The organism is Mycoplana rhizolycopersici (genome assembly GCF_013378445.1).
Lineage (GTDB): Bacteria > Pseudomonadota > Alphaproteobacteria > Rhizobiales > Rhizobiaceae > Mycoplana > Mycoplana rhizolycopersici.
Map to the genome: position 1 here is coordinate 26,984 of NZ_JABXYK010000008.1, position 11,852 is coordinate 38,835.

An 11,852-nucleotide genomic window follows, 5' to 3' on the forward strand; every position below is an offset into this window, starting at 1 on the left:
GAACCCGTTATATGTATCCCCCATGCCGCTTTCAACGGAGCGGGTCTAACTTCCGGGCAAATGCGGCAAAATAGTTCGTGAACAGGCCCTTAGAGGGGCAAATCAGCCGTCGGACCGCCTGACATAGGTCAGAAAATGCATGCCGTGACTGTCCTTCTCGCCCTGCGGGATTTCCTCTTCCTGGGCAATCTCGAAGACTGCGGGATCAATATCGGGGAAGCGGGTATCCCCTTCCACCTCCGCCTGAACCTGGGTGAGGTACACGACATCGGCGGTTGCGATCGTCTGCCGATAGATGTCGCCACCACCGATGATGCAGATTTCGTCGACGCCGAGCGCCTGCGCCTCGCGGCGAGCATAGACGAGCGCCTCGTCCAGCGACCGGGCGACGATCACCCCGTCCGGGCGAAAGGCGGTGTCGCGGGTAACGACGATGTTCGGCCGGCCCGGTAGCGGCTTGCCGATCGACTGGTACGTCCTGCGCCCCATGACCACGGGCTTGCCGATCGTCACCTGCTTGAAGCGTTTCAGGTCCGACGGCAGCCGCCAGGGCAGATCGCCGTCACGCCCGATCACGCCGTTCAGCGCCGCCGCCACCACCAGAACGATCTTGGGTTCACTCATGTCCATCCCTCTTTTCGCTGCGCCAGCCGCATTCTACGCGTCGTCGCGCGCCTGCGCGCGGGCCAGTGCGGGCCTTGCCGCCATGCGGGCGACATAGGCGTCGATCGCAGCGCTTTCGGGCAGGATGGCGCGAAACCACATCAGCGAACTCGCCAGAATGACGTCGACCGAACACGGCCGCTCGCCGAGCAGGTAGGGATGCTGCGTCAAGGTCGCGATGAAGCGCTCCGACATCGCCTTGTAGGTCCGCGCGGCCTCCGCGTTCGTCGAAGTCCAGCCGGTCATCTGCGCAACCGCCGAGGGCTCGCCGACGCCGGCGTAGTAGGACAGCCAGGAAAGATAAGGGCCGCGCTCCAAAGTACCGATGTCCCGTCCCATCTCGCAGCCGGGGAAAAGGTCGGTCAGGTAGAGTGCGATCGCCGTCGTCTCCGTCACCAGGACGCCGTCATGCAGCAGCGCCGGGACCTGGGCATGCGGGTGCGGATTGTTCGCATCCGGCCCACCTGAACCGTCGGCGCGCCGAATGCCCACCTTGCGTATGTCATAGTCCGCGCCGAGTTCCTCCAAAAGCCAGAGCATGCGAAACGACCGCGATCGCGGCGCGTGAACGAGCGTCAGCATGGCTTCCTCCTCTGCCGGCCCGTCTGCCGCTAGACGGCAATCGGCGCCTTGATGCTTGCATCGGCCTCATAGCCGACAAGCTCGAAGTCTTCGTAGCGGAAGCCGAAGAGATCCTTCACCTCCGGATTGATCTTCATGAACGGCAATGGCTTCGGCTTGCGCCCAAGCTGCTGTTCCGCCTGCTCGAAGTGGTTCGAATAGATATGGGCGTCGCCAAGCGTGTGAACGAAATCGCCGGGGATCAGGTCTGTGACCTGCGCCACCATCATCGTCAGAAGCGCATAGGAGGCGATATTGAAGGGCACGCCGAGGAAGATGTCGGCAGAACGCTGGTAGAGCTGGCAGGAGAGCCGGCCGTCGCTGACGTAGAACTGGAAGAGGCAGTGGCACGGCGGCAGCGCCATCTCGTCCACCAGAGCCGGATTCCATGCCGACACGATATGACGGCGCGAATGGGGGTTCTTGCGGATCGCTTCCACCAGGCCGGCGATCTGGTCGATGTGTCGCCCGTCCGGCGCCGGCCAGGACCTCCACTGGTAGCCGTAGACCGGACCGAGATCACCGTTCTCGTCCGCCCACTCGTCCCAGATGGTGACGCCGTTTTCGCGCAGGTAGGCGATGTTCGTGTCGCCCTTCAGGAACCAGAGCAGTTCGTGAATGATCGAGCGCAGATGCAGCTTCTTCGTCGTCAGAACCGGAAAGCCCTCGGAAAGATCAAAGCGCATCTGGTAGCCGAAGACCGAGCGCGTGCCCGTGCCCGTCCGGTCCGAACGGTCGGTACCGTTGGTAATCACGTGGCTGAGAAGGTCGAGATACTGCTTCATGTGTCGGCCGCCGATTCTGATATTGCTTCTAATCTAGGGCGAGGCCGGCGTCCGACCAATGCGGAAAAGGAAGTTTCCAGTTCTTTTAGGCCCGCCGGCGGCAGACCGGCGGGCGATGCGCGCGGCCCTCAGGCGAGCGCGCTGAGCTTGTCCAGTTCCTTGGCGGTAAGATAGTAGAATGTCACGCGTGACTTCGAGCGGTCGTCGGCCATGGTGGCGCAGACCTTCTCCACAGCCTTCTCGGCCGCCTCGCCGGTAATGCCCAGCTTCTTGCCGCACCACTTTTCCTTGACCCGATCCAGTTCCTCCGGATCCGAGCAGGAGACGAGCGCGGAGTCGCGGTTGCGCAGCGCAATGCCGAGGTGGCTTACGATCTTCTTGACGACGGCTTCATCCGCACCGCTGTCGTATTTGCGGACGTCTGCGAGATAGTCTGTCATGCTGTCTCCTCTTCAGTTGCCGGGCCAGGGACCGGATCGGCGCCTCTTGCCGATGCCGGCAGTTTTTCACGCAAAAATGGCAAGTCAAGCGCAAAGAGGCCCACTGGTGGAGTAGCACTCTCCGGGAGGCTCGTCGGAATGGCTAAAGAATTGTCACAAGGACCTTTTCTTGGGCGTCGGAAGCTCTTATATGTCGAGTGCTGCCTTGTGCAGCTATGGCAATAAACGGGCGGTGTAATAAACCCATTGGACCCGGGGGCGGTACCCGGCGCCTCCACCAAAAACCGATCTGCGCGATCGGCTTTTGATGGGGGCGAAATAGGATCGACAAGGGCGTAAAGATCGACTTTTTGCTCGGCATTGTACCACCGTTATCGGGCTAAACTTATAGTTGCAAACGACAACTATGCTGAAGCACGTCTCGCTGCTTAATCGCGGTGCGACACTTCAAATCAAGTCCTTGCGGGTAGCACTGTAAGGCGGGGTCCGAAGGCACCTGGCAACAGAAGCCTTCACCTTCTCCCCTCTTTCGAAATGGTTTATAGCTGTCGAATGGATGACTCGCGTCGCATTCGTCTGCGAGTTTTCGACAGGTAGTGAACGGGCCGGTGAGGCCGATCGCATTTGACGTCGGCCGCCGATTTCGGCAAAAGGCGGCAAAGCATGCGAAACGACAAGAAAGACGGGCTCTGATGGCGCAAGACCACATCCGCTATGACATACTGGCTCAGGACGCGCTCCGTAGCGTCATCCGCAAAGTTCTGAGCGAAGTGGCGGCAACGGGCCATCTTCCGGGCGACCATCATTTCTTCATCACCTTTCTGACCGGTGCCCCCGGCGTGCGGATTTCCCAGCACCTGAAGTCCAAGTATCCCGAACAGATGACCATCGTCATCCAGCACCAGTTCTGGGAGCTCAAGGTCACCGAAAGCCTGTTCGAGATCGGCCTTTCCTTCTCCGATACGCCTGAAAAGCTGGTGATACCCTTCAACGCCATCCGCGGCTTCTACGACCCCTCCGTCAGCTTCGAACTCGAATTCGACGTCGCGGTCGACGAAGAGGAAGAGGAAGCCCCGGCTGCCGAGATCACCGCCTATCCGCTCGACAAGACCGAGGACGAAACGGCGAAGACCGGCGGGGACGACGACAAGAAGCCGGGCGGCTCGGTCGTCTCGCTCGACTCGTTCCGCAAGAAGAACTGAGGAAAGGGGGCGGCATGAGCGGCGACGTCGTCAATCTCCGCCAGTTCCGCAAGCAGAAGGCCCGCTCCGAGAAGGAGCGGCAGGCCGAACAGAACCGTATTTCCTTCGGCCGCACGAAGGCCGAGAAGAACCTCACCCGCGCCCTGAACGACAAGGCGGAAAAGACGCTGGACCAGGGCCGGATCGACAAGCCGGAATGACCGCCCTCAAACAAGAAATTTCATGCACTTGCGGGAAGATTTTGATTCGGAACGCAAGCAGCCTGAATCGGATTGCGAGCACGAGGCGTTGATCCGCAAGCACTCCGCTACACTCCACGGCCACCGCACCAGCTTCTCGCTGGAAGAACCCTTCTGGCAGGAACTGAAGACGATCGCCGCCAGTCGCGGCATCGCCCTTGCGGCTCTGCTGACAGAGATCGACGACGCCCGACCGCCTGAGAGCAACCTCTCTTCCGCCCTGCGCGTCCACGTCCTCGAAGCGCTGAAGGCGCGCCTGCACGAACTCGGGACCGAATAGGCGCGAGGACAATGGCTGTTGCGGGGCTGCATGCCTATCGCCGGGCCGTAGTGTAGACAGCGCGGCTCCCTCTTCCACGAGCCATTTTCGCGCGAGACAGAGCGTGCCGAAACGGCGGCCAGTCTGTTCAGTTCACGCCTGGAAGCGCATCGAAATTGAGATTGTTGCCGTTGATAGGCGGCAGGGGCTCGCGAATGACGCCCTCGCTCGGATCGACGCGGAATCCGTCGCCGGGCTGCACCGGACGCTGCTGCTCGGCCGCACGGCGTTCAGCCTCGGCGCGGGCCGCCTGCTCGGCCCTGATCTGCTCTGCGCGCCTGCGCGCCTCGGCGCGTTTGCGTTCCTCTTCGGCTGCGCGAAGCCTTGCCGCTTCCGCGATCGCGGCACGTTCCTGCGCGCGGGACCGGTAGAGAGCCGCCTCGCGGCGCAGGCGCTGCTTTTCGAGAACGCTCGCCTGCAGGATCTCCACACGTCGCCGCTCCCGCTCGAACCGCCGCAGCGACAGGTAGTTGCCGAGCGGCTGGGCATCGAGGCGCATCCTGGGCGCTGCGATCGGTCCGTCGAAGAAGAGCGTCACCTCGGGCTCGCCGCCGGCCATGGCTTCCTCGCCGGCGCGCAGCCGCATCCCCAACTGCCCCGCGAGCATTCGGTCGGCCAGATTGATTTCGACGGCGCCGCTGAAGGTCGCAGCACCGTCCGTACCCGTCACCGCATCGGCGCGAAGCTTGCCGGAGGCGATCGTGAAGGGAATGTTCACGGCGCCGAGCAGCACGTCGCCGCCGAGCGTCTCTTCACGCGCAATCGCCTCGGAACGGCTTTCGGTGATGTCCCCTTCCGTCGCATCCGCCGCAGCCAGGATCGCCCCGAAGCCGTCGCTTCGCAGGCCGCGCAGTTTCAATCCGTTGAGACGCACCTCACCCGAACCGCTGGCGGCCGCGATCATCGACGCCGCGCTCTCGCCGGAAGCGTCGAGCGCAAGGGTGACGTCGCCGCGGCCTTCCGCCACAGGAATGCCCGCGGCTGACCAGACCATCTGCGATACATCGGCGCCCGACAGCGTCAGGCGCGTTTCCAGGAGGCCGGTCGTACCGGCATTCGAAAGCTTGAAGCGGCCGCCGAGCTTTCCGCCCAGCCAGTCGCCGCCGACGTCGTCCAGCGCGATGTCTCCCCCCGTCCAGGCGAGCTTTGCCGCAAAATTCTCGACCGGCCCGTAAAAGCCCGTCCAGAACCGGGCCGCCGTCAATTGGACGTTCACCTCGGCGTTCTCGCGTGCGGGGCTTGCCACGGCCTCCGCGCTGAACCCGTTGCCGTCCGCGCTCTCGATCGGCCCGAGGATCCCCTCCGCAAGCCAGGCAAGATCCAGCGTATCGAAGGCGAGCGCACCCGTCGCCTTCGGCATTGCTGCCGTCCGGTCGATGCGCAGTTTACCGGAAACGCCGTTGCGGTCGACCGTGCCGCCGATATCCGTCAGCTGGATGGCATCCCCGCCAATCGCAGCCCGCGCCCTGAGCGCCACCGGAAGCCCGGCGCCGGTCTGCGGCAGCACGATATCGTTCATCAGCAGGTAGGGCTCAAGGTCGGCAGACTCGACCGAGATCGCAAGATTGCCTTGAAGGAAGCGTTCGGCGGAAAGTTCGGCGTTGCCGTCGATTGCAATCGAGGTACTGCCGGCCGTAAAGGCGAATGAGAGATCGCCGGGGCCGGTCTTCGGCTGCGAGAACTTGACGGCCACCACCCCGTCGGCCTCGCCATCGAAGGGCAGAGGCTGCAGACCGAGTTGCCCGGCAAGCACGACGGTGCGCGGATTGGCGAGCGTCGCCTGGCCCTCGATGTTGGCCCCGTCCAAAAAATCGCCGAAATTCGCAGCCGAAATGCGCGCATCCACGCTTCCGCCATTGGCCGTCCCGGCAACAATCAGCCCCAGCGGGCCGCTCCGGTCACCCGGCAGGGCCAGCGTGACCTTGAGGTCCGCATCGTCATAGTAGCCGGCGCCGGTGACGAGGCGCGCAAGCACCGGATAAGACGGAAGGTGCCGCGACAGCAGCTCAAGCACGGGACGCATCTGCCCGGCGCGCAACATCAGGTCAAGCCCCGCCGAGGGCGTGGCAAGCGTGCCGCCGATCTGCCCCCGGACGGAAACCGCAGCCCCCGCGAGCGAAGCGACGTCGAGCCTGTTGACATCGAGCTCGCCGTTCCTCAACGACAGCTTGGCATCGACCCCTTCCGCCTCTTCCCCGAAGGCGGTGAAACGGTCCGCTTTCAGCGCAACGGCGATCGAGTGGCGCAAGAGCGTATCGGCGGAAGCCTCGCCGGCGATCAGCCCGGTCAGCGCGCGAAGCGTCTCGATCTCGACGCTGTTGCCGGCCAGTTCAACAGACAGCGTCGGCGCCTCGCCGGCGCGCGATTCGCGTTCGATCCGCCCCGTCAGCGACGCACCGCCGGCGGCGATCTCCAGCTTTTCGAAGCGCTGCAACTCGTCGGTCAGTTCCACCTCGGCGGCAAAGCCGGCGCTGCGCAGGCGGCGAATTTCCGGGTCCACCGAGCCCGCCAGCCAAGCGGCAAGGCCGGAAGGCTGGTTCGATGCGACGAGCAGATCGCCGTTGAAGGCACGATGGCCTTTCAGCGTCAGCCTTCCCTTGGCATCGACTGCGGTTCGGCCGGGAAACTGCGCCGTGCCGCGCGCAACCTTCCAGCCGTCGCCGTCCGGCTCGACGTCCAGGAGCACTTCGCGCACGGTCGTGTCCCCGATGACGATCGCCGGCAATTTGAGGCTGGCGCGTCCCGGCACCTGCGGAATTGGAATATCTGCAAGGATGGAGAGAAGATTGTTGAGCCGTTGGCGCGCGGAAACTTCGGCATTGCGGCCGGTCTTGCCCTGTTCGCCGTTGCGCCCGATCCGGCTGACGTCGATCTGCTGGCCGTCGGCGATCAGCAGGAATTCGGGGCTCTTGCCGGTATCGAGCGTCGCTTCCCCGGTGACGATATAGGGATCGGAGGGGTCGCCTGCCGCCAGCTCGTATTTGGGCACCCGCACGCGCTCGTTCGAAAGCTCGAAATCGCCGTTGATCCGGAGCGCATTCGGCTGCGGGTTCTCGTTCGCCGGCCGCTTCTCCGACAGCACGAAGGTACCGCCATATTGCGGCTTGAAGTCGACGACCTTCAGATCGCCGTCGAGATCGGCGCTAAAGGCGATCTGGTCGGGAACGATCCGCGTCTTCACTTTCAGCGTGCCACGCTCGTCGAGCTGGCCGGTGGAAACCTGAAACGCACCGGGATTACCGTCGAGCGTCCCCCGCCCGTCGATGCGCCACGGACCGGTCAGCGAACGTGCAGACATCTGTGCGTTGAGGTCGGCAAGGCGGCGCGTGCGCCCGGCCTGCTCGTCGACGAACTCGATCTCGCCGCCGGTTACCGAGACGTTTTCCAGAACCACGGTCTTGGCCGGGATATCGGAGCGGCGGCCGCGCGCCCAGTCCAGCGTGCCGTCGGAAAGCAGCGTCAGGCGCACCTTCGGCCCGTCGATGCGCATGTCGAAGATCAGCGCCTCGCCACTGAGAAACGGCGCCAGCTCCGCGTCCATGGAAAAGCGGTCTATGGTGACGATCGGCTCCGCCCCCTCCTCCTCCTCGCCGACGCGTACGTCGTGCAGCGTAACGGAGGGGAAGGGAATGAGGCGGGCATCGACAGTTCCGTGGACGACCACCTTGCGGCCGACTATGCGGCTTGCCTCGCGCTCGAAATCCTGCCGGAAACCGGTCCAGTCGATGAAGTACGGGGCAAGCAGCGCTGCAAACAGCGCCAGAACCACCAGACCACCTACCGCCAACATCACTCGTGAGAGCACGCCGTCAATCCCGACATCTACTTCAATCGTCTGCCGCCAGAATCCGGCCCAACGCACGTCCTTCGCGCATTCGCAATGATCTTCCTGCCGACAACATCTTCAACGACTATAAGCAGATGGCAGCCGCCGTGTCTCACTCCGGGCGAAAAATCTTTCCGGGATTGAGGATGTTGTCCGGGTCCAGCGCCCGTTTCACCTGCCGCATCACGTCCACGGCTTCGCCCAGTTCCCGCGGCAGGAAGGACTGCTTGCCCTGCCCTATGCCGTGCTCGCCGGTGCAGGTGCCGTCCATCGAGAGCGCGCGGGTGTTGAGCCGGGCCACGAACGCTTCCACCTTCTCGATCTCGGCGCTGTCCTTGTCGTCGAACACGACGCTGACATGGAAGTTGCCGTCACCCGCATGGCCGACGATCGGCGCCAGCAACCCGTGCTCCTCGATGTCGGTCTCTGTCGCCGCGACGCAGTCGGCAAGGCGCGAGATCGGCACGCAGACGTCCGTCGCAAGAACGGCCGCCCCCGGCCGGAGCCCTTTGGCCGCCCAGTAGACATCGTGGCGCGCCTTCCATAGCCGCGCGCGTTCCTCCGCATCCGCGGTCCATTGAAAGTCGCCGCCTTCGCATTCCGAAGCAACCTCGCCGAACTGGCGGGATTGCAGCGCCACGCTCTCCTGGCTGCCGTGAAACTCGACGAAAAGGGTCGGCTGCTCCGGCAGCGTCAGGCCTGAATAGGCGTTGCAAGCCTTGATCTGCAGCGTATTGAGCAGTTCGATGCGGGCCACGGGTATGCCGAGCTGGATCGTCGCGATGACCGCGTTGCAGGCGTCCTTCAGCGTCGGGAACCCGCAGATTCCGCCGGCGATCACTTCCGGAATGCCCTGAAGGCGCAATGTGATCGAGGTAAGAACGCCGAGCGTGCCTTCCGAACCGACATAGAGACGGGTCAGATCGTATCCGGCCGACGACTTGCGGGCGCGCCGCGCGGTGCGGATCTCCTCGCCCTTTGCCGTCACGACCGTCACCGCCAGAACGTTGTCCTTCATCGTGCCGTAGCGCACCGCATTCGTGCCGGATGCGCGCGTCGAGGCCATGCCGCCGATCGAGGCGTTCGCGCCGGGATCGATCGGAAAGAACAGCCCGGTATCGCGCAGATAGGCGTTCAGCTCCTCGCGCGTGATGCCAGGCTCGACGGTGCAATCGAGGTCCTCGGCATTGACCTCGACGACCCGGTTCATCCGGCTGAAATCGATCGAGATTCCGCCGAACGGTGCATTGATCTGCCCCTCGAGCGAGGACCCGGTCCCAAACGGGATGATCGGCACTCGGTACTCGGCACAGAGCCGTACCGCCGCCTTCACATCATCGGCGTTCTCGGCGAACAGCACGCCGTCCGGCAGTTGTGCCGGGATATAGGTCATCGTGTGGGCGTGCTGGGCGCGGATTGCTTCGCCGGTCTGGAATCGGTCCGCGAAAATCTGCCTGAAGGCGGAGATGGCGGTCGCGATCGCCTCTTCGTTGCGTGCCCCTGCCCTGATGTCCGAAAGCGCCACTATCGTCTCTCCCTCTGCGTCGGCGGACTTATGGAAAACCGCAGCACGCCTGTCCAGAGCAAGTTTGCCATGCGCGCCGCCGTAACCCCCGCGGGCGCGCGGTCTGCAAACCATTTGTAATATACAGCTTCATGGCGGATAATTGCAGTCACGGATGGAAAGGAGCGCAAGCCATGAGCCAGCGCAGCATCTGGACGATCGTTGCAGTCGTTATCCTTCTGGCGATCCTCACCGTGGGCTATCGCATAACCGGCGAGCGCCCGACATTGGCAACCACGACGACGACACCACCTGTGTCGACCGAGCAGACCGGATCGACCAGCGGTACCGCAGCACCATCGACGGGCACTGCAATCCAGCCGAAACCCGTCGAGGGTACGCAGCCGGCGACGAGCAACTGACGCTGTTCCGTCGCAACAAGCCTCACCTCCGGCGCGACTTCGCGCCGGCGAACGGGTTGACGGCTTCGTTCCGCAAGAACGCCCGTCAGAACACCAGAAAGTCGGCCGCCGTCAGGTCGAGCCCCGTACCGATCTTGGCAAACTGCGCTGCCGCAACCTTTCCGGAGCCATCGGCATCGTAGGAAAGCGCGCCGGACTTGCTGTCGTAGACGATCCGGTCCGTGGCATCCGTCGCCTTTGCACCGATGACGAAGGCCGAAGCCGAGAGCGCGCCAACTTTCAGCTTCGCGAAGATGTCGTGATCGAGAAGAATCCGGTCTTCGGAAACGTCGAAGTCCCTGATGGTATCGACATTGGCCTTGCCAGGCCGAGTGTCGAAAACGAACTGGTCGCTGCCCGATCCGCCGGTCAGGACATCCTTTCCCGCTCCGCCGCTCAGCCGGTCGTTGCCGTCGCCGCCCGAAAGCCTGTCGTTGCCGGCACCGCCGGAAAGCCTGTCGTTGCCCGCCTGTCCGTAGAGCCGGTCATCGCCGGTACCGCCGAGAAGCACGTCCCTGCCGGAACCGCCATGAAGCCGGTCCTCGCCGCTGCCGCCGCTCAGCCGATCGTTGCCGCGGCCGCCCAGCAATGTGTCATCGCCGCCGCGTCCGTAGATGCTGTCGTCGCCCGCCCATCCGTCGATCCGGTCAGAGAGATTGGAACCGCGCAGCGTATCCGCCTTGGCGGTCGGGCGGATATAGGCCGGGCTGCCGTCATAGGTGCCGACGAGGCGATCGAGATCGCGCTCGGGTGCTGCGAACGGGATGAAGCCGTCTTTCAACGCCAGCTTGTCGAACTGGGCGACGCGCTTGCTGCCGTCGATATAGTCGACTGCAAACACCGGCTTGCCGTTGTCCAGGAAGTCCCGTTTGAGGACCTCGATCGTCTCCTCGTCCGGATTGAGGGGATTGTTCTCGTCGGCATCGCCGCCATAGTAGACGTCCTCCACCGCGATGGCGCCGATGGCGTCCAGATAGGCCTTCTTCCGCGCGGTGTCGGAGCCGAGGTCGTTGATGATCCAGGCGCCGTTCTGCGGGATGACGAAGAAGTCCGGATTGGTCTCGCGTGCATGATCGGTCAGCGCGACGATGAAATCGACCATCCGCTGGGCTGCCTGCTTGACGTTCTTCGGATCGCCCGCCTCCCTGTCCTTGGCCGAGACTTCCGCGCCCCAGAAATAGTAGCCGTCGACGATATCGAGATAGGCAGCGTCGAAGCCTGCCTTGACGATGGCGTCGAGATCCCCGGTCTTCTTGTCGTTGAAGATGATCTTTTGCCAGTCCTTGTCCCAGTAGCGAACCTTGCGCGATTCTGGCCAATCGGGATTGAGCGGCCCGAGCCAGTCCGGCGCCTTGCCGGTGAGCTTGCCGGGCGCCTCGCCGCCGACCGTCCAGTTCTTATGCCAGTAGTCGCGATAATCCGAGGCCTCGCCGATGGAGATGTAGGAGACGACGACGGAACGCCCGCCCATACCGTCCTTCATGCGGGCGATCTCGTCGTGGAAAAAGCGGCCGCCATTGGTACCGTCCCGCGACGAATCGATCACCAGAAGATCATGCGTGGCCGATGCAAGCAGATCGGCACTGGCGGGTTTGCCGTTGAGCCCCTGCAGGGCATAGCCCCAGTTCTGGACGGTCACCGAACCAGTCGAAGTCTTGAATTTCACCATCCCGGTGCCCCTTGCTGAACGGCCCGAAATGGCCAGTCTTCACCTGCGCGACCATCGATGCGAGCAGCCACCCCACAAGTCTGAGCGTCCTGTTGGCGGCAGAAAGACAGTCGTCACAAGGCC

11 protein-coding genes and 1 other RNA gene are annotated in these 11,852 nt (G+C 63.7%); 5 read left to right on the forward strand and 7 right to left on the reverse strand.

The genetic code is table 11. The features are described from left to right. Positions 1-102 precede the first annotated feature (102 nt). From HV823_RS14205 to HV823_RS14220, 4 genes are all read right to left on the reverse strand, one after another. The gene (locus tag HV823_RS14205) at positions 103-624 is read right to left on the reverse strand and encodes a dihydrofolate reductase (protein WP_176950390.1); all 522 of its coding nucleotides are present in this window, start codon (positions 622-624) and stop codon (positions 103-105) included. Positions 625-657: 33 nt separating this feature from the next. Next, positions 658-1,245 (reverse strand): glutathione S-transferase family protein, encoded by a 588-nt coding sequence (locus HV823_RS14210; protein ID WP_176950391.1) that lies wholly within the window; start codon positions 1,243-1,245, stop codon positions 658-660. 29 nt (positions 1,246-1,274) lie between these two features. Beyond that, positions 1,275-2,069, reverse strand: a complete 795-nt coding sequence (locus tag HV823_RS14215; protein ID WP_176950392.1) for a thymidylate synthase — start codon at positions 2,067-2,069, stop codon at positions 1,275-1,277. Between the two features lie 128 nt (positions 2,070-2,197). Beyond that, positions 2,198-2,509, reverse strand: coding sequence for a DUF2853 family protein (locus HV823_RS14220; RefSeq protein WP_176950393.1), 312 nt, complete (start codon positions 2,507-2,509; stop codon positions 2,198-2,200). 160 nt (positions 2,510-2,669) lie between these two features. Between HV823_RS14220 and ssrA the strand changes: the two genes are divergently transcribed. The 4 genes from ssrA (at position 2,670) to HV823_RS14240 (ending at position 4,230) form a co-directional block, all read left to right on the forward strand. Then, positions 2,670-3,026, forward strand: a transfer-messenger RNA (tmRNA) gene (gene ssrA / locus HV823_RS14225). Between the two features lie 175 nt (positions 3,027-3,201). Further along, entirely contained in the window at positions 3,202-3,711 is a 510-nt protein-coding gene (locus tag HV823_RS14230) for an SspB family protein (protein WP_176950394.1), read from the forward strand. 14 nt (positions 3,712-3,725) lie between these two features. Then, the gene (locus HV823_RS14235; RefSeq protein WP_176950395.1) at positions 3,726-3,911 is read left to right on the forward strand and encodes a DUF4169 family protein; all 186 of its coding nucleotides are present in this window, start codon (positions 3,726-3,728) and stop codon (positions 3,909-3,911) included. Between the two features lie 88 nt (positions 3,912-3,999). Next, positions 4,000-4,230 (forward strand): ribbon-helix-helix domain-containing protein, encoded by a 231-nt coding sequence (locus HV823_RS14240; protein WP_176950579.1) that lies wholly within the window; start codon positions 4,000-4,002, stop codon positions 4,228-4,230. Positions 4,231-4,357: 127 nt separating this feature from the next. On the opposite strand, the gene HV823_RS14245 is transcribed toward HV823_RS14240, so the two are convergent. Continuing rightward, positions 4,358-8,059 carry an AsmA family protein gene (locus HV823_RS14245; protein WP_425487665.1) on the reverse strand — a complete coding sequence of 1,234 codons (3,702 nt, stop codon included), beginning with the start codon at positions 8,057-8,059 and terminating at the stop codon, positions 4,358-4,360. Positions 8,060-8,207: 148 nt separating this feature from the next. Continuing rightward, entirely contained in the window at positions 8,208-9,620 is a 1,413-nt protein-coding gene (locus HV823_RS14250; RefSeq protein WP_176950397.1) for an FAD-linked oxidase C-terminal domain-containing protein, read from the reverse strand. A gap of 173 nt (positions 9,621-9,793) precedes the next feature. On the opposite strand from HV823_RS14250, the gene HV823_RS14255 reads away from it, so the two are divergent. After that, a complete protein-coding gene (locus tag HV823_RS14255) occupies positions 9,794-10,021 on the forward strand; it encodes a hypothetical protein (protein WP_176950398.1) in 228 nt (75 codons plus the stop codon). Positions 10,022-10,106: 85 nt separating this feature from the next. On the opposite strand, the gene HV823_RS26705 is transcribed toward HV823_RS14255, so the two are convergent. Beyond that, positions 10,107-11,729 (reverse strand): MJ1477/TM1410 family putative glycoside hydrolase, encoded by a 1,623-nt coding sequence (locus tag HV823_RS26705; protein WP_281374088.1) that lies wholly within the window; start codon positions 11,727-11,729, stop codon positions 10,107-10,109. Positions 11,730-11,852 lie beyond the last annotated feature (123 nt).